This is a genomic window from Roseibium sp., assembly GCF_965216085.1.
GTDB lineage: Bacteria > Pseudomonadota > Alphaproteobacteria > Rhizobiales > Stappiaceae > Roseibium.
Window position 1 is genome coordinate 3,015,645 of sequence record NZ_OZ244138.1, and the last position, 24,804, is coordinate 3,040,448.

Sequence of the window (24,804 nt, forward strand, 5' to 3'; positions counted from 1 at the left end):
TCTTAGTGCACCTTCTTTCTTGTTGTTTTTTGCGCCTTTTTGTTCTCAGGTTCTGTAACGGGGATTTCGATTGTGAATTCCGTTCCGTGCCCAACTTTGGACGACACCGAAATCATACCGTTCAAGGCTTCGGTTGCAAGCTGGTAACAAATTGCCATGCCGAGCCCCGATCCTCCCTTGCCGAATTTCGTTGTGAAAAACGGCTCAAACACCTTTTTCAGATTCTTCTCCGGAATGCCAACTCCGTCATCGCGGCACTTAAACACAATGTGTTTTTCCGCCGCGCCGCCGCCGGCAGGTTCGCGCTCTTCAATCCGTGAGGATAGTCGAATGGTGCCGTAGTCCCGGCCTTCATAAGCATGTTTGACAGCGTTTTCGACAAAGTTGGAAACAAGCTGGCTCACCGCACCAGGATAACTGTCGATGACCTGATCAGCGTCCAACTCAAGTTCAAGCTTGTAAGGTGTTTTTTGCAAGGTTGGCTGAAGCGTCGCTAACGTTTCACGAATGATATGATCGAAATTGAACGCACGCATCTTCTCGCTCTGCCGGTCGACAGCCACCTGACGGAAGTTGCCAACGAGTTCACGGGCTCGGGCCAAAGTCTTTTCGATAATCGAAGCGGTATCCGAAATCCGGCTCACTTCTTCTTCCAAGACTTCCTTACTTAAGGTTTGCTTCTCGAGTTCATGATCCAAATGCGTTGCTGAATCCTTGATCGTGGTTGCAGCCATAAAGGCGTTACCAAGCGGGGTATTCAGTTCATGAGACACACCGGCGACCAAAGAACCAAGCGCAGCAAGATTATCTGCCTGGATCAGCTCTTCCTGCACCAATTTAAGTTGCTCCGTTCGGTGCGTTACAAGTTCTTCCAGGTTAGTTTGGTATTCTTGAATTTTTTGCAAATCCAAATGTCTACGCTGCACCATGGATTGAAGACTGGAGGCCAGAATACCAATTTCGTCGGCCCGGCCCGGCATTAGCGGCTGGGTTGGAGGATCCTCAATCAGACGCGGTGTTGATAAATAGGCCACGATCTCCGACAACGGTAAACCGATCAATCGATGGAAGATGCCGCGGATCACAAAGGCCAGCAACAGCAGATAGACGATAATGGCAGTGACGATAAATCCAACCGTCGAAACAATTTCGTAAGATATTGAATTCCGGTCAATCAGGATAAAAACCTGCCCGATCATATCTTTATGCAGGATCGTGCTTGGGGAATTGAGAGTATAGCTCAAGGCCGACCGGCGCCTATCCTCCGATGGCGGATTACCGAAATTGCCAGTATCTGGCGTTTCCACCCAAACCGTCTCGACAACCTCCAAGCTCTCAAGCCCACGAATGAGCTGCAGTGTCGCATCTGCGTTCACAGTCCAGATAGCCCGTTCGAACGGCCGCTTGGTCGCCTGAAAAAACGCCTCGGTAACCCGGATAGCTCTGGCATGAGAAGAATCCCATGTGATCTTCGTTAATATGCCGATGAAAATCACACCAAGCACGGCAAACAAACCGAGCGTATAAACAATAAACGTCCGCGACAGACTGTTACGCCCCATCTCAGATGCAGCGAACGGCAAAGATGTACTGGTACTTGCGCTCAATTCAACGCTCCCCTGATCGGAGCCATGGACATCGGGATTGCTGTTTCCTTGAGTATGCCGCGTCTCGGTCAAGCGCGGCTAGATTGAAACAAATGCCTAGGCAATTCACTCCATTTCCGTGAAAATAATCCCGGATCATTCTAACTCCAACAACGTTAGACAGGCCTTAGGGACCAGATTCGGCAAGTTTCTCAACCCCGGCGCTTTTTAAAGAGCTTGATCTAGTTTTCTAAATTTTTCATAAAACACAATTGTTACTTACGCCTATATTCGGCATTCATTTCGCATTTTTTCGGGATGCACGTTCGATATTATCGCCGACGCTTGAGCCAGGCAGGTTAAATATCCGGTCTGCAGAACGTTTTTCCGGAGATCCAAGCAGGGCTCTGCAAAAGTCTCAGCCTGGCGATTACTTGGTAGGGCCTCGAAGGAAAAGTGGCAGAATCATCCAACAAAAATCTCAATTATGCGCGCGAGCGCCTGTTGTGTAACTAGGCGGATAGACGTCCCGAATTTCATCACTCGTGTTCGAAAAGTCCACAACAAGTAGCCATGTGCTGCAGTTTAAAACACACCAAGCTTTAGGGGATCTAAAACGCTTGCTGCAGCACAATGGCAGGTCAGACCGCGTTCTCGACGGCCAATACCAGTTCGCGTTTGTTTAAGGCCGATAGGGCTGGAATAACTGGTTGCCGTGCTGATGCAGCGCGGGAGTGGTCGCTCACCAACCGTTTGGCCCCAGACCTATCCTTCAACATGTACCCGATATAACGGGTGGATTCGATCGCGTCGAAACCGAGTTCACGTTTAAGTTTCTTTCGCAGTTTTGAGATATGGCTTTCAACCACGCACTCATCTACACCCTCATTCATGACACCGTAGACCGCATTGAAAATCTGTGTCTTTGTCACCCGGCGGCCTTTGTTTTTTACAAGGTATTCGAGTATCCGGCGCTCACGGCGTGGCAACTCCATAACCTCACCGCCAACCTTTGGATCCCGGCCGTCGAAGAACACTTCAATTGCCCCGGCTTCCGATGAGGTGTCCCGAGCCATTACGCGGCGGCGGAATACACCGAAACGGGCGATAATTTCGCGAACATGCACAGGCTTTTTCAACACCTCGTCGAACCCTGCTGAGAACAGATCAAGCGTGCCCTGCAAACTGGCAGTATCCTCCAGCGCAACAACTTGCGCTTCCGGACAGTGGCTTCTGATCTGACTTACAAAGCTCGTCCGCTCCGTGCACTCACCAATTAAAATCGCATCAACAGATGCAAGATCTTTAGAACACCCAGTTTCTAACCAGTCAGGCAATTCCGTGGGTAAAAGTTCAAGTGAAGCATAGCCTTCACGTTCGAATGCACCAGCATAACCGCTGGTGACGATCTCTCGCTCGTCAACGATAATAAACATAATCAAACCCCCTAAAGTTGCGATGCAATATGGGTAAAATTACCAAGTCGCGAGGTCAACATTTCTTCCAGGGAGATCGCCTTTATTGCTCAGTATTGGTAAGCTAGAGACTTATATCCACACAAAAAACTAAATAAATCTGCGATTGTATTGCGTATAAAATAAAAGAAAAATTGAATAAAATCAGTTACCAGCTCTAAGATCCGCGCTTTCGGCCTGTATTTGAGAGTTTATATACGACAAAAGCCGCAAAATAAAGCGGCTCCCTGTCATTTTTACATGGAAAATTAGAAATTGGTTTACGCGTCAGCGGACAAAGCCTGCGCCAATTCTGCAAAGGGGTCTCCGGGAACGGTCTGCTGGGCGCCTTGGCGCATGGCCTCATAGATTTTGGGCACCAACCGGCACGCTTTTTCCAACTGCTCGTCGCCCGCGGTCTGGAAACTGCCCATCATGCGAAGGTCCTTGGTGTCTTCATACTGGGAAATTAATCCCTTTATCCGGTGGATCAGCTCTTGCTGTTCGCCGGTCCAGGCACGCGATGCCAACCGCGACGTTGACTTTAGGATTTCCACCGGCGGATAGCGGCCGCCTTCTCCGATTTTCCGGTCCAGCACAATATGCCCGTCGAGCAGCCCGCGGATGGTATCAGAGACGGGGTCATTGTGGTCATCGCCATCAATCAGGACGGAAAATATCGCGGTGATTGAGCCTTCACCACTATGGCCTGGCCCTGCCCTTTCGATCAAACGCGCCAAATCTGCAAAGACACTTGGCGGAAACCCGCGCGCGACCGGTGGTTCGCCAGCGGCTAAGGCGACATCGCGGGCAGCATGCGCAAACCGGGTGGCCGAATCCATAATGAGCAAGACTTTGTGGCCCTGGGCCCGGAAATACTCCGCAACGCTCATTGCTGTTTTGGGCGCCAGGCGCCGCTGCATGGCGCTTTCATCGCCAGTCGAGGCAACAACGACAGAAGATTTGATCGTCTCTCCAAGAATGTCGTCAATAAACTCCCGGACTTCCCTTCCACGTTCCCCAACAAGGCCGACAACCACTGTGTCGAAGTCACCGAACCCTGCCAACATTCCAAGCAATGTGGATTTACCCACACCAGAACCTGCAAAGACACCAATGCGCTGACCAACACAAAGCGGTGTAAACAAGTCGATCACCCGGACGCCGGTTTTTACCCCTTCAGAGATTTTTTCCCGGTTCATTGCCGGCGGAGGTGCCCGGTCCAGCAGAAAAGCCTCGACACCGTGATGCAAGCTTCCCTTTCCGTCGATCGGGTCTCCCAGCGCGTTGATGATCCGACCGCGCCAGCTTATGTCCGGGTGGATCGCCAGACCTCCCATGACAGAGGCTGTGCTGCCGATGCCGATATCGGAGACCCGCTCCATTGGTTTGACCACAACATCCTTTTGTTCCAAACGGATAATCTCGCCCTGACGCAAACCGGAGCGGCCTTCAAATTGGACAAGATCTCCCAAACAGACAACACGCGACAGTCCAGACACCCGAATGGCTTCGGCGGAGACTTGGGTTACCTGGCCACTCAATTTGACTTGACCGACTTCTGTTTCCAGGGCTGCCAGAGAGGCAGTGATCTGATCAAGACTGTTCAGATGCTGTGAGCTTTGCATGGCGCTCCTGAAGGATTTTTAAGACATCAAGGGACAAGTGATTGGATTTATGTGTGGCAAGCCGAGCGAGTTCGTCTTGATCCGGCAATTTTTGTTTTACCGCCGCTTCAACACTTTCCAAATCTGGAACACTGGTGACCCGCCCCGGTTCCGGTATCTTCAATTGTGAGGCCGCCTCTAAAGCTGCGGTGCTCCCAACAATGTTCCCAAACTGGGTTAAATCGAACGGCAAACCGGCCGCGTCTTGCGTTGCAGCAGCAACGGTCTCACCCAATAAACCGGCGTTTGTAACATTTTGCGCCTGACCCGGTTTTGATGGAGGTGTGTTTTCGGGGCCATCCGGCGAACTCTGATCATAGGCAAGCGGAGGTTCATCGCCGGCTGGCCCTACCTCCTGTGCACCGCCTTTTTGTCCACTCAAGGCATCGAACGCCATTATCAGACCGACGCCGATAGGACCGCCCAGGGCGAACCCGTAAAGAGCTTTGCCAGTGTAGCTGGCTTCCTCGGAAATCTGATCATTGACCGCAGCCCGGTAGAGCTGCGACACGCCCGGGAGGTGGTGCAGCGGATTGATGACATCGATAAAGTCGGCAAATCCGAAAGACGCGTCAGATGAGTTTGAAGCCATATCGCGCCGATTTGCGGTTGCAACGTACTGCCGATAAACGGCCTGCGGAGAAGGATCCTCAAACGCTGGTGCCACCCCGGCAACCGCAGTCATGACGTCGCCCCAAGTTCGCGGATTGCCTTTTCCTGGCTTTGATTGCCCATGTCGATCATCTTCGTTGCGCTTTCAAAAGCGCGCGTAATCATGATCATCTTGGTCATTTCGCGGACCGGATTGATGTTGGCACCTTCGACATATCCTTGCCGGACCGCGTTCTTATCAAAAACCTGAACCGGTGTGACGGGCTTGTCCGGGATCACAGCTGAATTGTCCCGGCGGGTGAGTTTTGCATCCTCCGGTATCAGGAAAAGACCAATTTGACCGGCAACCTCATCTTCACCTTGGACGATATCGCCGTTTTGCGTGATCAAAAGTGCTCCGGCCTCGGGATTGAGTTGGATCGGCTGGCCGCCTGCACCGAGGATCTGCTGGCCGGTGACCGTCTTCAAGGTGCCGTCATTGGCCATATGAAGCCGCCCGTCCCGTGTATAGGACAATGTGCCGTTGCCATCTCGAATTGCAAACCACGCCTCACCTTCGACAGCGAGATCCAAGGGATTGTCCGTCTTGTTGAGACTGCCGCCTTGACGGGAAATATAGCTCTCGCCACCGCTGGAAAAGCTGACTTTGTCTGGTCCGGCCTTGGAGACCAGTTCGGCGAAATTGACTTCATCTGCCCGGTAACCAGCCGTATTCATGTTGGCGACGTTGCGGGAAACGGTTTCCAGACGGTTTGACAGGGCGACTTGGGCGGACAATGCGACATAAAGAGAAGATTGCATCGATCAGCTCCCCCCAAGTTTGAAAGACTGAATGCTGGACAAAAGGCTTTCGCTCATGGAGACAATCCCCGAACTGGCCCCAAATACCGCAAGTGTCGGCGTCATTGCGGCCGGTGACCCGTTTTTCAGATCGTATAGCGCTGAAAACCGGCCGAGAAAGTCAGATAGATAGTCGGGCTCGCTTAGTTTCTCGTATTCAATCCGCTCATCAAAATAGGCAGCTTGTTTATCGATATCGGCCAATGCAAATTCATCTGACATTCCCAGAGCGGTATAAACAACTTGGGACAACGCTGGATCCGCGAGAAGATCGTACGCGTTTGTGACGTTTGAAGCATTCCGTTCGAAATAGAGTGCCAACCGCACGCCCTGATTGGATTCGCCCTCACGAGTCTCCAAGGTCTGGCGATGAAATTTATCGACAATACCTTCCTGAGTGCGCTCGAACGATGTGGCAGCCTCACCAAAACTTGCAAAATTGAAGGTCTCTGCAAAAGCCGCGTATCTCTTATCAACAAGCTGGTTCGCGAATGTATCGCTGGATGCAGTCCCCTCTTCCAGCACCTTACGTATAAAGGCCTTCGCAAAAATCATATCTTCTAGGCCCATCGCTGTCATAGCGTACCGAAAGATGCGGTCATCAGCGAAAAAGTCCTCCACGGACTTAATATTGCGGATGTTATCCCGGTAATACTCGGTCTGGCGTTCAACAGTTGGATCGGATGCAATTGTCTCGAGTGAGCGGTCCATGTTGCTTCGAACCAATTGAACTTGAGTGAGTGTGTTGATCATATCCGCGTCCTTTAAGCGGGAAATTTCTTGGATCACACACTCACCGCGCTAGCTTACGCCAGGCTGACCGAACTTAGCCGGGCCGTTTTTTAGAGCGCCAGGCGAAAACGTGGAAGCGTTTGACCCGTCTCATTTGTTTGCTGGCAAGGCGGGAAGCCCGCAGTAGTGCTGGCACCATAAGGGTGGGCAATGCACGTCAGCAGGCCAATGAGAAGAGGCCCTCCGGGTAGCTTTTGGCGATCCATCTGCTGCATTGCACCTCTTGCCCGATGCCCCGCATCGCGCGGCGCGGCGCGCCTATCCGGATAAACCACCCAAAGCCATCATACGTTTTCACGTTTTCGCCCGGCGCTCTGATCGGTCAGCTTCAGGCAAGTCTCAGCTCCTAGTTTCGTCATCAACACACTCAAAACCTCACCCAATAGGAGCTGTTGGTGACTATTATTCTTGGCCTTTTCATAGCTGGAGCATCGCTGATCGGCGGATTTGCGGCCATGGGCGGTAAAGTCCTGGTTCTCTGGCAGCCTTGGGAACTCGTGATTGTCTTGGGGGTCGCCATCGGCGCTTTCGTCGTCGCCAATCCCATGAAGACCATTCTTGGAACCACCGTTGCTGTCACCGACGCACTTCGCAACGCAGTTCCGTCCAAACGCGAATATCTCGATGTCCTCGCCCTTCTCTACGGCTTGATGCGGGAACTGAGAGCCAAGGGCCGCAACGCTGTTGAACCGCATATTGAGGATCCGAGCACATCTCCGATCTTCCAAAAATATCCGTCTGTGCTGCGCGATGCTAACATGACGACGTTCATCTGCGATTACTTCCGCCTGATCATCGTTGGAAACGCACGGGCGCACGAGATCGAAGCGCTGGTGGATGAGGAACTGCAAACCATTCATCGTGATCAGCTGAAGCCGTATCACGCTATGAGCAGTGTCGCCGACGCCCTACCCGCTATTGGCATCATTGCTGCGGTTCTCGGCGTCATCAAAGCAATGGGCGCGATTGACCAGTCACCCCAGCTGCTGGGCAGTCTGATTGGCGCAGCGCTTGTCGGCACATTTGTTGGAATTTTCTTTTCCTATTCTCTGTTCGGCCCAATCGCGACGAAGATCAAATCTGTTCGCGAAACCAGGTTGCGGACTTACATCGTGGTCAAACAGACCCTGCTTGCGTTCATGAACGGCGCCGATCCGCAAATCGCCCTGGAGCACGGCCGCAAGACCATTTCCGGTTACGACCGTCCGACAATCGATGAAGTTGAAAATGAAACCATGAGCGCCGGCGCGGCTGATAGCACAGCGCCCGACCTCCAGGGAGCTGCTTAAACCATGCTCGACGAAGCAATTGATACGTCTGCCGCGACCAATTCCGAACGGGCAATGATCACGGACCGCCTCCTGGATGCAGCTGGAATTTCGGTCGACCGGTTACCCATGCTGCCGGTGGTGTTTGACCGGATGGCCCGCCTGATGGCCGACGTGATGCGCCAGAAGTCTCCTTCACCGTCCTATATTTCGGTCAGTTATGTCGAAAATAGCCGGATCGGCGATGTTCTGGAGGAGTTTGAATCTAACGCTCTTGTCGCCGTGCTCTATTCGCCGGAATGGGACGCCCGGGTTCTCGTCGGCTTCGACCGAGATTTCATATTCACGCTCGTCGATGTCCTGTTTGGTGCCGACGGCACGGAGCCTCCGGTTGACGAAGAACGGCCATTTTCCAACATCGAAACGCGAATTGCCCGGACAATATTTGAAGTCGCGGCCAAAGCTTTGGCAGAATCGTTCGCACCGATCGCGGAAACTACGCTGAAGATCGAGCGGATCGAAAGCCGCATGGACTTTGCCGTTGTCGGCCGCAGCAACAATCCAGCAGTCGTCGGACGGCTCTTGCAGCAGGCCATCGGGCGCGGCGGTGAAGTCTTCGTAGTGTTGCCGCATGCGACCTTGAACCCGCTCCGCCAACGCCTGTCTCAAGTCCTTTCCGGAGAAATGTCCGGCCGGGACAAACAATGGACGCAGCATTTCCACAACGAGATCCAGAGAACTGAGGTCAAGCTGGAAGCGATCCTCGAAGAACGCGAAATGAACCTCGGGGACCTGTCCAATCTGGAAGTCGGCCAAGTGATTGAATTGCAGGCAACAGCCCGCACGCCGGTGACGCTGGCCTGCAACGAACAGCCGATCTTTACCTGCCAGCTCGGACAATTGGACGGATCCTACACTCTGCAGATCGAAGAACTCATCCACGAGGAAGAAAAGGATCTTTTCGATGATCTCCGCAATCGTTGACGGTGTGCTGCTGCTGGCACTGGTCGTAACCACCATCCGCATGGTGCAGATGCACAAAGATCTGCGCCGCCTGGGCTCTTACCATGAAGACTATCAGCGCATCTTTGATCAGACGGCTCTGGCCCTGGACGGCATTGAAGTCTCCATTCAGGAAATCAATGTCAAAGGCGCTCAGATCCTAAACGCGCTCGGCAGCCGGATGGATGATGCACGCGATTTGATCGCAGAAATTGACGCGCTGACCCGCGAAGCCAAGCGCCAGCAGTCGGTCCTTAAGGCCGAACTCAAGGAACTCTCCAAGTCTACGGCGCTCATGCAGAAAGCGGATAGATTCACGCCAACCCGGGACGATTTGGAGCTTTATGGCGGCGATGTCGACCCAGCTCATCGTTCAGCACCAGATTCGGCAAGCTCCCCACAAGATGCACCGGTTATTCACCGGGGGACCGGCGGTCCTAAAACACCGACCCGGGTCCATAAAATCGACAACACACTTGGAAGCCCGTTCCGCTCCGTCTCAATGAACCAAAAGGATACTTTCTAATGTCCGACACGATTATCGAAAACGTTGATGTTGAAACCGGCGCAACCATTAAGCCGGCGGGAGCGGCCAATTTCGCCACCGTCGAAGCTCCGGAGAAAACCGGCGCAGATGACACAATGGGTGATGACCGCAACCTCGACACCATTCTCGGTATTCCGGTCAATATCCAAGTGGTTTTGGGCTCGGCAACAATGCTGGTTTCCAATCTTCTGAAACTCGGGCGCGGTGCCGTCATTCCGCTCAACCACCGGGTCGGTGAACCAATCGATATTGTTGTCAACGGCCGTGTTATTGCCCGCGGCGAAGTGGTTGTCGTGGAAGATGATAACTCCCGGTTCGGCGTGTCTCTGACCGAGATCATCAGCTCCCAGACCAGCCCTCTCGAAATCTGAGGTCTGGTCACCGGCCAGTCCTTAAAACAAACGAATTGCCCAGGCTCCTTTTTGAGGATCATGCAAGAATGACAAGCCCAGCCACAGCTGCTCCGGCGCCTGCAGCCGCCATACCCAAACCGCCGGCGCCACCGGTTCGGCGCCTAAATGGGGTTCAGCGTGTTGCCGCCCTGCTCTTGTCGCTTGGACGCACCAGTTCGCAACGGCTGCTGCGCCACTTCGATCAGGAAGAAATCCGAATGATTACGATGAGTGCGGCCCAGCTTGGGACGGTCGCATCAACGGAATTGGACAAACTGGCGGAAGACTTCATCGATCAGTTTTCCAATGGCACCACCTTGTTCGGATCGGCCAATGAAGTCGAAAAAATGCTCGAGGGCGTTTTGCCAGACGAGGAATTGGCTGACATCATGTCAGATGTTCACGGCAACTCCAACCGCTCGATATGGGACCGGTTGACAACTGTGTCCGAAACCGTCTTTGCCAATTACCTGCTCAAGGAACACCCGCAGACGGCCGCGCTCATTCTGACCAAAATCAAACCAAGCGCAGCTGCGAAGGTTCTCAGCCACGTCAGTGCCGATATGCGTAACCAGCTCGTTCGGCGGATGCTCTCGATCAAGGCTGTTGTTCCGGAAATTATGCGCGACGTGGAAAAAACCCTGCATGAAGACTTCATGCTCAATTTGTCCGGAACGCTGGAAGCCGACTCCCATGCCCGCATGGCGGATATATTGAACAAGATGGAGCGCGATCACATGGAGGATGCGCTTGAAAACCTCAATGAGATTAAACCGAAGACGGCCGAACTCCTGAAAGGTCTGCTGTTCACCTTTGACGACATTTCCAACCTCAATGCCCGCACTCGCATGGCGATCTTTGACCAGATCCCGGCCGATCGGATTGTTCTGGCCTTAAAAGGCACAACCGCAGAGTTCCGCGAAGTGGTGCTGTCGTCAATGACTTCGCGCGCCCGAAGGATTGCCGAGCACGAGCTGGCAGCTGGCGAACCGGCCGCGCAACGCGATGTCCTGGAGGCACGCAGTTCGATCACCAACCTCGCGTTGGAAATGGCTGGGCGCGGCGAAATCGAGCTCAATCCGAAACAGGACGAAGGGGCGTTTTTTGCCTGAGCAATACCGCCTTAATGGCTCCGACGGTCTGCCAGTGTAGGGAAAACGCGGACCCATGTCGGAGGAAGCAGATAAGGACTCAAAAACAGAGGAACCTACTGAGAAGAAAATCCAGGATGCGATTGAGAAAGGCAACACGCCTGTCTCCAAAGAGGCACCGGTCCTCGCCATGTTTCTCGCAACCCTGCTGATCGGTGGTTTTGCTTTAACAGCTGGAGTGCGCCAGCTGGTTTCAGACTTGGCGCATCTCCTGGATTTATCGGGAGGATTGGACCTTGGTAACAGCGCAGATGCACTCATGCTGTCACACAGCTTGTCCATCAAAGTGGGCCTGTTCATGGCGCCAATCATCGCTATTCTGTCGGCAGCAGGCTTGGCATCGGCGTTCCTCCAGAACAAGCCGCGCATTGTTCCCAACCGGATCAAACCCGAACTCAGCAAACTGTCGCTCAAAAAAGGTTGGACGCGGATATTCGGCGCCCAGGGCTTGGTCGAATTTCTTAAGGCCGTTTTCAAGTTCAGCGCGGTCAGCGCGGTGGCCTACGGCCAGTTCCGCACTCATGAAGCGGATTTGATCAACGCCATGTTCACCGACCCAAGCGCCCTTCCCGAAACCATCCTGCAGATCTCCCTGCGGCTGGTTTCCGGCGTCTGCATCGTGACGATCCTGCTGGTGACCGTGGATGTCCTTTGGTCCAGATCGCATTGGCGGAGGAACCTGCGCATGACCAAACAGGAGATCAAGGACGAACACAAACAGATGGAAGGCGACCCGATCGTCAAGGCCCGGCAGCGATCACTGGCCCGCGACCGGGCCCGTGGCCGGATGATGTCAGCCGTGCCGGAGGCGACATTGGTGGTGGCCAATCCGACGCACTATGCCGTTGCCCTCAAGTATGACGGAGAAAAGAACCCAGCTCCCATGGTTGTCGCCAAAGGGCAAGATCTGATCGCCCTAAAAATCCGTGAAATCGCAGAAACGAACAACATTCCGGTGATCGAGGATCGTCAGTTGGCCCGATCACTTTATGCGGCCACAGAAGTTGAGCGGATGATCCCGCCGGAGTTCTATCGCGCCGTTGCGGAAATTATCTGTTTCGTTTATTCACGCCAATCCAAGACCGCTGTATAAAGCGTTGAATTCTGGAGGGCTTGGACATGACTAACCCGCGCGGGGCGGCCGCTGTGGAACCGGCTATGGATCTGAGAAACCGCAAACGTCAGACCGCAATTGCGGAAACACTGACCGGCTTTATCGAGGATCTGAAGCTGGTCGATGTCCTAGATTTAGCAGCCTACATCCGACTGGAACAGCACGCCAACATAGCGGATCTGGTGAAAACCTCCGCCGAGCTCTTCTTCAAAGAAGATACGCTGCGTTATTCCATGGCCGGCCAAGCTGATTTGGATTGGACGACACGTCCGCAGATCAAACTGGATCTGGAGTTCCTGAACAAAGGCGTTTGGATTTACTTCACCGTCATATTGGCGTCGCCCGATAACTCGGTGACCGTATCTTATGTGGAAATTCCTGAAGCTGGCGGCGACCCGGAACGGGAAACCGAGCTTATGCTCGAGGCTTTGAAAGATGCCCGGCTGAAGTAAATTCTCTTGCAGGTATGAGCCTATCCAATCGGGAAATACTCTAGGAACGAGAAGCTTTTATCCATGACCGCCCAAGCGCCGAATTCTGAGCCCGCACCAACATCAAAACTCTTGCGGATGTCGATCATCCTCAGCGGTTTGATCGGCGCAGCGGGAGTGACGCTGCTGGCGCTGTCGGCGCACGCAGATTCAAGCGGTCTTTTAAAAACATCGGCTCAAATGCTGTTGTTTCACGCCCCGGTTCTTTTGGGTCTTGGCCTGTTGGCGCAAGCGCGCCGTGTGCCGTTTCTCCCGGTCGTTTTCCTATTGATGGTTGGCGGGATCTTTTTGTTCAGCGGCGATTTGATCGCGCGCGTTTTTGTCGGCGGCCGGCTGTTTGCCATGGCGGCCCCAACAGGCGGCATGCTGATTATTTTAGGATGGATCGCACTAGCCTTAAGCGCGATCCGCGTCCATCCGAAATAAACTCCGTATCAGCCTTTTAAGCGCTCCGCGTGCCAAGCGACATGATCGCGGGCAAAGGTCGAGACGAAGTAGTAGGAATGATCGTATCCTGCGTGAAGGCGGAAGCTGTTGGCCGTTTTTGTCTCCGACAATGCCGCGGCCAGAGCTTCGGGCTTGAGAAGATCATAAAACTGATCGTCAGCTCCCTGGTCGACCAAGATGTCGTGCACCCAACCTTTGGTCTTCAAGAGGCACACCGTATCGTGCGCAGCCCATAGGCTTTCGTCGCTGCCGAGATAGGCGCCAAGCTGTTTGCGGCCCCAATCGGATTGGCTCGGATTTGCAATCGGGGAAAACGCCGAGAGCGACTGATAATGCCCGGGGTATTTCATCGCCAAGGTCATGGCGCCATGACCGCCCATTGAGTGCCCGGTAATGCCGTGATGGATTGAGACCGGGAATTTCTCCTGGATCAGATCGCGCAACTCGCCGGCAATGTAAGTTTCCATCTGAAAGTGCGGCGCCCAGGGCGCCTCTGTTGCATTAACGTAAAAGCCAGCACCCTGCCCCAGATCGTAGGCCTCATCATTGGCAACACCGTCGCCACGCGGACTGGTATCCGGGAAAACAAGGGCCAGCCCAAATTCGGCGGCATGGGCCTGTAGCCCGGCCTTGGTCATGGCGTTTTCATGAGTGCAAGTCAGGCCGGATAAGTACCAGAGGCAGGGTACCGGGCCTTTTTTTGCTTGCGGCGGCAGATAGACCGCAAAGGTCATTTCGCCGCCGGTCGCCGTGCTTTCGTGGCTGTAAACGCCCTGCACACCGCCGAAGCATTTGTTTTCAGAAAGGGTTTTCATGGAAACTCCAGTATCGCCACCGTCATCCCATGGCTTGACCATGGGATCCATGCCGCTTCATGAACCACAGCGATATGCGTGTGCGGATCGAAAACGGAATGGATTGCCGGATCAAGCCCGGCAATGACGTTGTTGGAAAGGCTCTGAATTCAATCAGTTACCTCAGTAAAGCACGACCGAGCGGATTGACTCGCCGGCATGCATCAGGTCAAAGCCCTTGTTGATGTCTTCCAGCGGCATGGTGTGGGTGATCATCGGATCGATCTCGATTTTACCGTCCATGTACCAGTCAACGATTTTTGGTACATCCGTCCGCCCACGGGCCCCGCCAAAGGCTGTTCCACGCCAGGACCGGCCTGTGACCAGCTGGAACGGCCGGGTGGCGATTTCAGCACCGGCAGGCGCCACACCGATGATGATCGACTCGCCCCAGCCCTTGTGGGCCGATTCCAGCGCAGTGCGCATGACATTGACGTTGCCGGTTGCATCGAAGGTGTAATCCGCACCTCCCTTGGTGAGGTTCACCAGATACGGAACCAGGTCTTCCTCCACCTCGGACGGATTGACGAAATCGGTCATTCCGAAGCGCTCCGCCATTTCCTTCTTGGCCGGATTGAGATCGACACCGACGATCTGATCAGCCCCGGCAAGACGAAGGCCCTGAATGACGTTGAGTCCGATGCCGCCGAGACCAAAAACAATCGCGCGCGACCCAATCTCGACCTTGGCCGTGTTGATCACCGCGCCAATGCCGGTGGTTACACCGCAGCCGATGTAGCAAACCTTGTCGAACGGGGCGTCCGGATTGATTTTCGCCAGAGCGATTTCCGGCACCACGGTGTAGTTGGCGAAGGTTGAGGTGCCCATATAGTGCAGGATCGGGTCCCCATCGAGAGTAGTAAAGCGGGACGAGCCGTCCGGCATCAGGCCCTGGCCCTGTGTAGACCGAATTGCCTGACAAAGGTTGGTTTTTGGGTTCAGACAGTATTCGCACGTCCGGCACTCCGGCGTATAAAGCGGGATCACGTGATCACCCGGCTTCAAGGTGGTCACGCCCTTACCGACTTCGACAACAACACCGGCCCCCTCGTGACCGAGAATTGCTGGGAAAAGCCCTTCAGGATCTGCGCCCGAAAGCGTGAATTCATCCGTGTGGCAAATGCCGGTGGCTTTGACCTCTACCAGAACCTCGAATGCCCGCGGGCCTTCCAGATTGACGGTGGTGACTTCGAGGGGCTTGCCGGCGCCCACCGCCACTGCTGCGCGAACTTGCATTGGAGGATCTCCCATTTTGATGTTTCTCCAAAGAGTTACCCTCACCAGCCTCAATTGCAAGAACCGGGGCGACATCCGCTGTCGGATTTGCGCAACTCAACAAGTTTCGGACATTGTTGGCTCGCCAAAATATTGGGTCAATTTCGCTGTATTCCGCCGATTTGGATATCTCGTTCAGGCCCAGCAAAACATGGAAATGAATTATGTCGCATTCAGACCAACAAGCGACCGAAACCTGATATGCAGAAGGGAGCGCAATCGCGAAGATGCGCCCCAACGGACAAGTTCGATCCCCGTGTGATTTGGCTTGCTCTTTTAGACTTGAAGTTTAGGACCGGACCGCGGCCGTTTTCCAATTGAAAGACGGCCACGGTCCAAAACGTGCGGAGCCGCTCTTTATGAAGCGATATTCCTTCCTGGAACTGGCGAAAAACGCCTTTTCCGCGCACCAGAACTGGGGCCGCCAATGGCGCGCACCGGAACCGAAAGCTGAATACGACGTCGTGATCATCGGCGCCGGCGGCCATGGCCTTGCCACGGCGTATTACCTTGCCAAGGAGCACGGCGTCCGCAACGTCGCGGTTTTGGAAAAAGGCTGGCTTGGCGGCGGCAACACCGGCCGGAACACGACCATCGTGCGCTCCAACTACCTCTGGGAAGAAAGCGCGGCGCTTTATAACCACGCGATCAATTTGTGGGACGGTCTCTCGCAGGACCTAAACTACAACGTCATGTATTCCGCCCGCGGTGTGATGATGCTGGCCCACACGGTTCATGATGTTCAGGTCGCACAGCGTCACATTCATGCCAACCGGCTTGCCGGTGTCCAGAATGAATGGCTGACACCGGAACAAGCCAAGGAATACTGCCCGCCGCTCAACATCTCCAAGGATATCCGCTATCCGGTGATGGGTGCAGCTCTCCAGCGCGTCGGCGGCACCGCGCGTCACGATGCGGTTGCCTGGGGTTATGCCCGCGGCGCAGACGCAATGGGCGTCGACATCATCCAGAATTGTGCGGTCACCGGCATCAAACGAGGTGCCGATGGCGCGGTCGAAGGCGTTGAGACAGCCAAGGGTTTCATCAAGGCCAAAAAGGTTGGTGTTGTTGCCGCCGGCCACACGTCAACGGTCATGGATATGGCCGGTGTCCGAGTGCCGCTGGAAAGCTTCCCGTTGCAGGCGCTGGTTTCCGAACCGGTCAAACCCGCTTTCCCGTGTGTGGTCATGTCCAACACGATCCACGCCTATATTTCCCAGTCTGACAAGGGCGAACTGGTGATCGGTGCGGGCACCGACCAGTTCATTTCCTACAGCCAGACCGGTGGCATTCACATCACCAACCACACCATCGACGCGATCTGCGAACTGTTCCCGCATTTCCGCCGCATGCGCATGCTCCGCAACTGGGGCGGCATCGTGGATGTGACCCCGGACCGCTCACCGATCCTGTCCAAGACCCCGGTTCAAGGCCTCTATGTCAACTGCGGCTGGGGCACCGGCGGTTTCAAGGCAACACCGGGATCAGGCCACGTCTTTGCGCACACCATCGCTAAAGACGAGCCGCATCCGATCAATGCACCCTTCACCATCGACCGGTTCAAAACCGGCCGCCTGATCGACGAAGCAGCCGCAGCTGCTGTTGCGCACTAGGGGGAGAATTCAGACATGCTGTTGGTTTACTGCCCTTACTGCAAGGTCGAGCGTCCGGAAACTGAGTTTTCCTGCCGCGGCCAGGCCCATATCGCCCGCCCGGCCAATCCATCTGAAGTCACAGACGAAGAGTGGGTTGAGTACCTTTACATGCGCGACAACACCAAAGGTGTTTATGCCGAGCGCTGGCGCCACATCCACGGCTGCGGACGGTTCTTCAACGCCGTGCGTGACACCGTGAGCGACAAATTCCTGACGTTTTACAAGGCCGGCGAACCCTGCCCGGATCTTGAAGCATTGGCCAAGGAGGCCGGCAAATGAGCCAGCCATTCCGTACAGAAAAAGGCGGCCGCATCGACCGCGGCGCACAGCTGACCTTCACCTTCGATGGTGAGGAAATGCAGGGCCATAAAGGCGACACGCTTGCCTCAGCTTTGCTGGCAAACGGTGTTCACCTGGTCGGTCGGTCGTTCAAATACCACCGCCCGCGCGGCATCATCACCGCCGGGTCTGAAGAGCCGAACGCGCTGGTCGGCGTTTACCGCAAGGGCGACCAGACGCCGAACTTGCGTGCCACTCAAGTCGAGGTCTACCAAGGCCTGGAGGCTGTTTCTCAGAACCGCTTCCCGTCGCTCGGCTTCGATGTCGGCGCGGTCAATGATTTCATGGCGCCGCTGTTCCCGGCCGGGTTCTACTACAAGACGTTCATGTGGCCGAAGGCGTTCTGGGACCGGGTTTATGAACCGGTCATCCGCGCTGCGGCTGGTCTCGGCAATCCGCCGAAAAACCCGGATCATGACAGCTACGGCAATATCTACGCCCATTGTGATGTGCTGGTCGCAGGCTCCGGCCCCGCAGGTCTTGCAGCCGCGCTTGCTGCAGCCGAAACCGGCGCAAAGGTCATCCTGTGCGACGAACAAGCCGAATTCGGCGGCTCACTTTTGAGCGAAGAAAACGCCACCATTGACGGCAAAACACCGGCTGATTGGGCGCGGGATACAATCGTGAAATTGCAGGGCATGGACAATGTCACGCTGCTATCACGCACAACCGCCTTCGGCTATTTCGCACACAATTACATCGCGCTCGCCGAACGCGTGACCGAACATCTCAGCGATCCGGATCCAAAGCTTCCGCGCGAGCGCCTGTGGCAAGTGCGGGCTAAGGAAGTTGTCATTGCTTCCGGTGCGATCGAACGGCCGATGATTTTCCCGGAAAACGACCGCCCGGGCATTTTGCTGGCGGATGCCGGCAGAACGTATCTCAACCGCTATGGCGTCAAGGTCGGCCACAAGGTGCTGGTCACCACCGCTTGTGACACTGCCTGGCAGGCTGCGTTCGACCTCGCAGATCACGGCGTAGAAGTCGTTGCCATTGTCGACCTTCGGGAAGCGCCGCCGGAAAGCCTGATGGCAATCGCCAAGGCTCGCGGCATCCGCGTCGACGTCGGCAGCGTTGTCACCGGCACGCTCGGCCGCAAGCGGGTCAAATCTGCTCTGCTGGGCCGCATCATGCCGTCTGGCCAGGTCGCGTCCAGCGGACAAATCGGCTGTGATGCAATCCTGATGTCCGGCGGTTGGACTCCGACCGTAAGCCTCTATTCCCAATCCCGCGGCAAGGTCGTTTGGGACGAGCCGGTCGGTGCCTATGTTCCTGGCAAATCCGTTCAGAACGAACGTTCCGCCGGGGCTGCCAAGGGCCTTTACGGTCTGCAGGCCACCTTGGAAGACGGTTATGCCGCCGGTGAGGAAGCCGCCAAAGCGGCGACCGGCAAGACGGCCAAGATCACCTATGCGGCGGCCTCCGGCGGTGAAGCTGGCCACGGCGCGGTTCTTGGCGCCCTGCCCCATGACCGCAACGCGGCTCGCTCCAAAGCCTTTGTCGACTATCAGAACGACGTGACCGCGAAGGACATCAAACTGGCGGCCCGCGAAGGCATGCAGTCGATCGAGCACATCAAACGCTACACGACCACCGGCATGGCAACGGATCAGGGGCGCCTGTCCAACATGAACGCGCTTTCCATCGCCTCCAGCGCCTTGGAAAAGCCGATTGTGGACGTTGGCCTGACGACCTTCCGTCTGCCATACACGCCGACAACCTTCGGCCTGTTTGCTGGCGTTGCCCGCGGCGATCACTTTGATCCCGTGCGCAAAACTCCGTCCCACGACTGGGTAGTGGCCAACGGCGGCGTTTATGAAGATGTCGGCCAATGGAAACGGACCTGGTACTTCCCGAAAAACGGCGAAGACATGCACACCGCCGTTGCCCGGGAATGTGCAACGGTTCGTGAAAGCGTCGGCCTGTTCGATGCCTCTACGCTCGGCAAGATTGAGGTGGTTGGACCGGATGCAGCTGAATTCCTGGAGCGGATGTACACCAACCCGTGGAAGAAACTCGCTCCTGGGCGCTGCCGCTACGGTCTCCTGCTCAATGATGCCGGTTTCATCGTCGACGATGGTGTCGTCGGCCGTCTTGCAGATGACCGCTTCCATGTGACAACCACGACCGGCGGTGCGCCGAGCGTCTTTGCCACGATGGAAGACTATCTGCAGACCGAATGGCCGGATCTCGATGTCTGGATCACCTCGACCACCGAACAATATGCGGTGGCTGCGGTTCAGGGGCCAAAAGCGCGCGACGTCATTGCTCCCTTCATTGAAGGCATTGATCTTTCCGCAGAAGCTTTCCCGCACATGAGCGTCAAGGAAGGTACGTTCTGCGGTGTGCCGTGCCGCCTGTTCCGGATTTCCTTTACCGGCGAACTCGGTTTTGAGATCAACGTCTCGCGCCGCCACGGCAAGATGATGTGGGAAACACTCGCCGGTGAAATCGAGAAGCACAACGGCACGGCCTATGGCACGGAGACCATGCACGTTCTTCGCGCTGAAAAGGGCTATATCATCGTCGGTCAGGACACCGATGGGACTGTTACCCCACAAGATGCCGGCATGAGCTGGGCAATCGGCAAGAAAAAGCTCGACTTCGTTGGTAAGCGTGGCCTGGAGCGTCCGGATCTGGTTGCGGAAAACCGCAAACAATTCGTCGGCCTTTTGACCAAGGACCCGAAGGTGAAGCTGGAAGAAGGTGCTCAAATCACGGTTGCCCAGAACCCGGCGACAGGCACTCCGGCCGAAGGTCATGTCACCTCGTCCTATTACAGCCCAGCCATGGGCCGCACCATCGCTCTGGCCATCGTGAAGAACGGTCATGCACTGGAAGGCAAATCCCTCTATGTGCCGATGCCGGAGGGCAGTATCGAGGTGGAAGTGACCAGCCCGATATTCTTTGACAAGGAAGGAGCGCGGCTCAATGTCTGATCTTCTGGCAAATGACGTGATCACGCCGGATGCGGGCGAAAGCCCGCTCCTGAGCCTAGCCGATGTGTCGATTTTGAAAGCGGCCCCAATGACCCGCCTTTCCTTGCGGGTTCGCGAAGCTGCGATTGCGGCGGCCGGTGACGCCTTCGGCGCCAAATTGCCGGTGACGCCACTTGGCAATGAGACTGGCGAGAAGCGCGCCGCACTCTGGATGGGACCGGACGAATGGACCCTTTTGGCGCCTGAAGACGAGTTGGATGCGGTGTTTGCCGTAATCGAAGACAAACTGACCGGTCAGCCGCATTCGTTGGTCGATATTTCGCATCGGTCTGAAGCGCTGATCGTCTCCGGCGAAAAGGCTGCTTGGCTTCTCAACACCGGGATCTTCATTGACTTCTCGCTGGAAGAGTTTCCGGTCGGCACGGTGACACGCACTGTCTTCCACAAGTCCCCAGTGATGATCTGGCGAACCGGCGAGGACACATTCGTGGTCGAGGCTTGGGTGTCGTTCATGGACTATGTTGCCGGCATTCTGGTCGACAGCGCTCAGGAACTGGCCGCAGCTTGATCAGCTCCCCAACCGGGACAACATCATTTTAACGAACTTCAACGACCCTTGCGGAAACCACATCGCGAGGGTCGTTTCCGTTGACCAGCAATGCATCACAACAGTTGAGACTGGCAGAACTGCTCGGCGCGCTTAGCCATGCCCTCGACATTACGGAAGGCCAGCCGCGCGGGCATTGTGTGAGATGTTGCTGGATCGGCACCAAAATCGGCCGCCAGGTAGGCCTGCCCGACACGCAACTGAGCGACCTCTACTACACGCTCCTCCTGAAGGATCTCGGGTGTTCCAGCAACGCAGCCCGTATCTGCGAACTCTATCTCACGGATGATCACACCTTCAAACACGGTTTCAAGACAATCAGTGACAGTCTGCCCGCTGCACTGCGGTTCGTCTTGTCTCAAACGGGTCTCAAACACGGGTTCGCCGAGCGGGTCCGGGCGATCGTGAATATCCTTCAAAATGGCGGCGACATCGCCAAGGAGCTGATTGAAACCCGCTGCCAGCGCGGTGCTGACATTGCCAGGCAAATGCATTTTTCCATTGATGTTGTGGATGGGATCTATAGCCTGGATGAACACTGGAACGGCAATGGACGGCCACATAAGCTGAAAGAGCGGGACATTCCGCTGTTTTCACAAATCGCTCTTATGGCCCAGGTTCTGGATGTCTTTCAGGTCAACTCTGGAAAAACCGGGGCCATACACGAGCTAAAAAGCCGAAGTGGCACTTGGTTCGATCCCGATCTCGTCGCAGCAGCCGAAACCGCAGCCCGGGAACCTGGATTTTGGGAGGAACTCCAGTCAGATACGCTTGAAACTGTGGTCTACGGGCTTGAACCAGCTCAAAACACGCGGTTTGCCGACGAGAAACAATTCGACGATATCGCGCATGGCTTCGCTCAGGTCATCGATTCAAAAAGCCCATACACGGCCGGCCATAGCGAACGGGTCATGCTCTATAGCGATATGATTGCGGAAGAACTTGGGTACAGTGACCGCGACCGGCAACTCCTGAAACGGGCCGCGCTCCTTTACGATATTGGCAAGCTCGGGGTCAGCAACTCTATTCTCGACAAGCCCGGTAAACTGGACAATGCCGAATGGGATGCGATGCGGATGCATCCGGTCTATTCGGATGAAATCCTGTCACGCATCGGCGCCTTTAAAGACCTCGCCTCTATCGGTCGGGGTCACCACGAAAAGCTGGACGGACACGGATATCCTGACGGATTGACCGCCGGCCGAATATCCATGGAAACGAGGATCGTAACAGTTGCAGATATTTTCGATGCCCTGACTGCAGAACGGCCCTATCGCGGATCTATGCCTTTTTCCCAAGCTCTCGGCATAATCGAAAGCGATACTGGCAGCGCACTCGACCCGATGTGTTTTGAAGCCTTAAAACGTGCTACGCAGCGCATGGATCCGGAAAAAGGCCGGGCCGCATAATATCGCCACCTTCTGCGCGTCTATCTCCGACTGATCCTGTGCCTATTTGGTAATACTCAACGCCCCATGCTCAAAATTGGTTCCTACAATATCCAAAAATCCATCGGGGTCGATGCCCGCCGCCGGCCAGACCGGACGCTGAAAGTTATCTGTGAGCTGGGTTGCGATGTCATAGCGCTGCAGGAAGCCGACAAACGGTTCGGCCCGCGCAAGAGCACACTTGACCGCGACACGATCCTTGCCGAAACCGATTACCGGCCCGTACCCTTTGCGATCGGCGAACACAGTCTCGGCTGGCACGGCAATGCGATCCTGGTGCGAAACGGGATCGAAATCTTGGACTACAGGCGGATTGAACTGCCCAAACTCGAGCCGCGTGGCGCGGTGGCAGTGGATCTTAAAGTTGAAGATCAGAAGATCCGCGTCGCGGCCATGCACTTGAGCTTGGTTGGCCATTTCCGCAAAAAACAAATCTCATCACTGATGCACCAGCTCCACGAGGACCTGACCTACCTGCCGACTGTATTGATAGGTGACCTCAATGAATGGCGCGATTCTGCGGGCAGTATTCGCCTGTTTGAACAGCATTACGAGGTCACGACACCGGGACGCAGTTTTCCAAGCCCTCTGCCCGTCGGCAGTCTGGACCGGATTGTTACGAGCCCGGAATTCACGGTCCAGAAAGCTGGCGTCCACAAATCCAAAACCGCGCGCGTCGCTTCAGATCATTTACCCGTCTGGGCAGAGTTGCACCTGGAGCCCTTTGGGCACCTGGCTTGACAATCTAAAGCTGATTCCGCAGGCCGCGCTTACTTGATCAGGTTCACCATCACGAAGTAAAGCCCGCCGGACAAGATGGCAGCAGCTGGAACTGTGATCACCCAGGCGGCGACAATCGTCATGAAGTGCGCGCGGCGAACCAGACGTCGGCGGGCCTGTTCCTCACGATTGCGGATCGGACGCACCTTCTTCTGGCCGCTCGGTTGGTGTTTGTTGACGTATTCCAGGCGCCGCTTGGAGCGTTCGGTGTAGCGTTCACGGAAAAACCCAACCCCAAACACTGCGCCAACAGCAATATGGGTCGAGCTCACCGGGAGCCCGAGACCGGAGGCGATGATCACCGTGATGGCCGCCGACAGGGATACACAATAGGCGCGCATCGGATTCAGTTTGGTGATCTGCTGGCCGACCATATTGATCAGCTTCGGACCGAACAGCAATAGCCCAAAGGAAATGCCAAACGCTCCAACGGCCATCACCCACAACGGAATGCTTACCTTAGTAGCGACCGCACCGGATTCAGCAGTGTGTACAATGGCAGCCAGCGGGCCAACAGCGTTGGCCACATCATTGGCGCCATGCGCGAAGGACAGCAATGCGGCTGAAAACACCAGCGGAATAGAAAACAGGATCCGCAGCGACTGATTGCGGTTCTCCAAACCTTCAGACTGGCGCCGGATAATCGGATGCACAATTGCCCAGGCAGCAACCCCAACCGCTGCTCCGATCAGCAGCGCTGTCGGCATATCGATCTTGATGATCTTCTTCAGGCCTTTGAGTGCCAGATAAGCGCCAAATGCAGCAGCCATGACGCCGATCAAAACCGGTACCCAGCGGCGCGCGGAAGCAATCTTGTCATCGGTATAGATGATGAAGGTCTTGATGAAGGCCAGGAAACAAGCCGCAATGACACCGCCGAGAAAGGGGGAAATCACCCAGCTCGCAGCAATGCTGCTCATTGTGCCCCAATCAACCGCGCTGAAACCAGCGGCTGCAATCCCTGCGCCCATAACCCCACCGACGATGGAGTGCGTTGTTGAAACCGGCGCGCCAATCCAGGTGGCAAGATTGATCCAAAGCGCCGATGACACAAGCGCTGCCATCATGGCGGCCATGAATACCGACGGATCCGAAACCGAGTTCGGATCAATGATACCTTTTGAGATCGTGCCGACAACATCGCCGCCGGCAATCAGCGCGCCGGCACTTTCAAAGACAGCCGCGATGATCAAGGCAGTTACCAAGGTCATTGCGCGGGAGCCGACCGCTGGGCCTACGTTGTTGGCGACATCGTTTGCGCCGATGTTCAGCGCCATATAAGCGCCGATCGCAGCCGCTGCGACAATCAAAACCCCACCCGGAGCATCGGCCATCGTCGCTGCAGCGCCCAGGGCACAAAGCACGATAAAGACCAGCGCAACACCCGGCGCGATCAACCGCCGTGACAGTGTGCCCGCTGCCTCTTCCATATAGCTGAATTTATCGAGGTCTTTGTCGATGGTCGGCTTTTTGAGATCTTGCATTTTTTCTTGCGAATCCGGGACGTTTCGAACGCGTGACACAGCGGGCGCCAATTACGGCGC

Annotated in this window: 23 protein-coding genes; 14 read left to right on the top strand and 9 right to left on the bottom strand. The window is 55.5% G+C overall.

The genetic code is table 11. The features are described 5' to 3' along the window. Nucleotides 1-2: 2 nt before the first annotated feature. The 6 genes from ACOOFE_RS14215 to ACOOFE_RS14240 all read right to left on the bottom strand — a co-directional run bounded on the left by ACOOFE_RS14215 (nucleotide 3) and on the right by ACOOFE_RS14240 (nucleotide 6,912). A complete protein-coding gene (locus tag ACOOFE_RS14215) occupies nucleotides 3-1,607 on the bottom strand; it encodes a sensor histidine kinase (RefSeq protein ID WP_420415527.1) in 1,605 nt (534 codons plus the stop codon). A gap of 620 nt (nucleotides 1,608-2,227) precedes the next feature. Next, nucleotides 2,228-3,022, bottom strand: a complete 795-nt coding sequence (locus ACOOFE_RS14220) for a response regulator transcription factor (protein WP_420415528.1) — start codon at nucleotides 3,020-3,022, stop codon at nucleotides 2,228-2,230. Nucleotides 3,023-3,321: 299 nt separating this feature from the next. After that, on the bottom strand, nucleotides 3,322-4,668 hold the full coding sequence (locus ACOOFE_RS14225) for a FliI/YscN family ATPase (RefSeq protein WP_420415529.1): 1,347 nt from the start codon (nucleotides 4,666-4,668) through the stop codon (nucleotides 3,322-3,324). Continuing rightward, nucleotides 4,637-5,392, bottom strand: coding sequence for a hypothetical protein (locus ACOOFE_RS14230; RefSeq protein WP_420410664.1), 756 nt, complete (start codon nucleotides 5,390-5,392; stop codon nucleotides 4,637-4,639). Before ACOOFE_RS14230 ends, ACOOFE_RS14225 begins: the two co-directional genes overlap by 32 nt. After that, a complete protein-coding gene (gene flgF / locus ACOOFE_RS14235) occupies nucleotides 5,389-6,120 on the bottom strand; it encodes a flagellar basal-body rod protein FlgF (protein WP_420410665.1) in 732 nt (243 codons plus the stop codon). Before flgF ends, ACOOFE_RS14230 begins: the two co-directional genes overlap by 4 nt. A 3-nt stretch (nucleotides 6,121-6,123) precedes the next feature. After that, nucleotides 6,124-6,912: a DUF1217 domain-containing protein gene (locus ACOOFE_RS14240; protein WP_420410666.1), complete on the bottom strand. Its 789-nt coding sequence runs from the start codon at nucleotides 6,910-6,912 to the stop codon at nucleotides 6,124-6,126. A gap of 434 nt (nucleotides 6,913-7,346) precedes the next feature. Here ACOOFE_RS14240 and motA point away from each other — a divergent pair, with 434 nt between their 5' ends. The 8 genes from motA to ACOOFE_RS14280 all read left to right on the top strand — a co-directional run bounded on the left by motA (nucleotide 7,347) and on the right by ACOOFE_RS14280 (nucleotide 13,342). Continuing rightward, entirely contained in the window at nucleotides 7,347-8,240 is an 894-nt protein-coding gene (motA, locus tag ACOOFE_RS14245; protein ID WP_420410667.1) for a flagellar motor stator protein MotA, read from the top strand. Nucleotides 8,241-8,243: 3 nt separating this feature from the next. Then, the gene (locus ACOOFE_RS14250; RefSeq protein WP_141186934.1) at nucleotides 8,244-9,203 is read left to right on the top strand and encodes a flagellar motor switch protein FliM; all 960 of its coding nucleotides are present in this window, start codon (nucleotides 8,244-8,246) and stop codon (nucleotides 9,201-9,203) included. Continuing rightward, complete coding sequence (locus tag ACOOFE_RS14255; protein ID WP_420410668.1) at nucleotides 9,184-9,747, top strand: hypothetical protein; 564 nt, start codon at nucleotides 9,184-9,186, stop codon at nucleotides 9,745-9,747. Before ACOOFE_RS14250 ends, ACOOFE_RS14255 begins: the two co-directional genes overlap by 20 nt. Beyond that, nucleotides 9,747-10,139, top strand: coding sequence for a flagellar motor switch protein FliN (gene fliN, locus ACOOFE_RS14260; protein ID WP_141186935.1), 393 nt, complete (start codon nucleotides 9,747-9,749; stop codon nucleotides 10,137-10,139). Before ACOOFE_RS14255 ends, fliN begins: the two co-directional genes overlap by 1 nt. A 68-nt stretch (nucleotides 10,140-10,207) precedes the next feature. Continuing rightward, complete coding sequence (locus tag ACOOFE_RS14265) at nucleotides 10,208-11,272, top strand: flagellar motor switch protein FliG (protein WP_420410669.1); 1,065 nt, start codon at nucleotides 10,208-10,210, stop codon at nucleotides 11,270-11,272. Nucleotides 11,273-11,327: 55 nt separating this feature from the next. Continuing rightward, on the top strand, nucleotides 11,328-12,404 hold the full coding sequence (flhB, locus tag ACOOFE_RS14270) for a flagellar biosynthesis protein FlhB (RefSeq protein WP_420410670.1): 1,077 nt from the start codon (nucleotides 11,328-11,330) through the stop codon (nucleotides 12,402-12,404). A 26-nt stretch (nucleotides 12,405-12,430) separates the two neighbouring features. Then, on the top strand, nucleotides 12,431-12,877 hold the full coding sequence (locus ACOOFE_RS14275; RefSeq protein ID WP_420410671.1) for a hypothetical protein: 447 nt from the start codon (nucleotides 12,431-12,433) through the stop codon (nucleotides 12,875-12,877). Between the two features lie 63 nt (nucleotides 12,878-12,940). Then, nucleotides 12,941-13,342 carry a DUF423 domain-containing protein gene (locus ACOOFE_RS14280; RefSeq protein WP_420410672.1) on the top strand — a complete coding sequence of 134 codons (402 nt, stop codon included), beginning with the start codon at nucleotides 12,941-12,943 and terminating at the stop codon, nucleotides 13,340-13,342. 8 nt (nucleotides 13,343-13,350) lie between these two features. Here ACOOFE_RS14280 and fghA read toward each other — a convergent pair whose 3' ends face one another. Together fghA and ACOOFE_RS14290 are read right to left on the bottom strand one after the other, a co-directional pair. Further along, nucleotides 13,351-14,178, bottom strand: a complete 828-nt coding sequence (fghA, locus tag ACOOFE_RS14285) for an S-formylglutathione hydrolase (protein ID WP_420410673.1) — start codon at nucleotides 14,176-14,178, stop codon at nucleotides 13,351-13,353. Nucleotides 14,179-14,340: 162 nt separating this feature from the next. Then, complete coding sequence (locus ACOOFE_RS14290; RefSeq protein ID WP_141186941.1) at nucleotides 14,341-15,453, bottom strand: S-(hydroxymethyl)glutathione dehydrogenase/class III alcohol dehydrogenase; 1,113 nt, start codon at nucleotides 15,451-15,453, stop codon at nucleotides 14,341-14,343. Between the two features lie 398 nt (nucleotides 15,454-15,851). Between ACOOFE_RS14290 and ACOOFE_RS14295 the strand changes: the two genes are divergently transcribed. From ACOOFE_RS14295 to ACOOFE_RS14320, 6 genes are all read left to right on the top strand, one after another. Then, nucleotides 15,852-17,105 carry a sarcosine oxidase subunit beta family protein gene (locus tag ACOOFE_RS14295; RefSeq protein WP_141186942.1) on the top strand — a complete coding sequence of 418 codons (1,254 nt, stop codon included), beginning with the start codon at nucleotides 15,852-15,854 and terminating at the stop codon, nucleotides 17,103-17,105. A gap of 15 nt (nucleotides 17,106-17,120) precedes the next feature. Further along, entirely contained in the window at nucleotides 17,121-17,426 is a 306-nt protein-coding gene (locus tag ACOOFE_RS14300; protein WP_420410674.1) for a sarcosine oxidase subunit delta, read from the top strand. Next, entirely contained in the window at nucleotides 17,423-20,425 is a 3,003-nt protein-coding gene (locus ACOOFE_RS14305; protein WP_420410675.1) for a sarcosine oxidase subunit alpha family protein, read from the top strand. Before ACOOFE_RS14300 ends, ACOOFE_RS14305 begins: the two co-directional genes overlap by 4 nt. Then, nucleotides 20,418-20,993 (top strand): sarcosine oxidase subunit gamma, encoded by a 576-nt coding sequence (locus ACOOFE_RS14310; protein ID WP_420410676.1) that lies wholly within the window; start codon nucleotides 20,418-20,420, stop codon nucleotides 20,991-20,993. The genes ACOOFE_RS14305 and ACOOFE_RS14310 overlap by 8 nt, the downstream gene beginning before the upstream one ends. Nucleotides 20,994-21,073: 80 nt before the next feature. Further along, nucleotides 21,074-22,441: an HD-GYP domain-containing protein gene (locus ACOOFE_RS14315; protein WP_420410677.1), complete on the top strand. Its 1,368-nt coding sequence runs from the start codon at nucleotides 21,074-21,076 to the stop codon at nucleotides 22,439-22,441. Nucleotides 22,442-22,507: 66 nt separating this feature from the next. Next, entirely contained in the window at nucleotides 22,508-23,221 is a 714-nt protein-coding gene (locus ACOOFE_RS14320) for an endonuclease/exonuclease/phosphatase family protein (RefSeq protein WP_420410678.1), read from the top strand. A gap of 29 nt (nucleotides 23,222-23,250) precedes the next feature. On the opposite strand, the gene ACOOFE_RS14325 is transcribed toward ACOOFE_RS14320, so the two are convergent. Next, nucleotides 23,251-24,744 (bottom strand): inorganic phosphate transporter, encoded by a 1,494-nt coding sequence (locus tag ACOOFE_RS14325; RefSeq protein WP_420410679.1) that lies wholly within the window; start codon nucleotides 24,742-24,744, stop codon nucleotides 23,251-23,253. Nucleotides 24,745-24,804 lie beyond the last annotated feature (60 nt).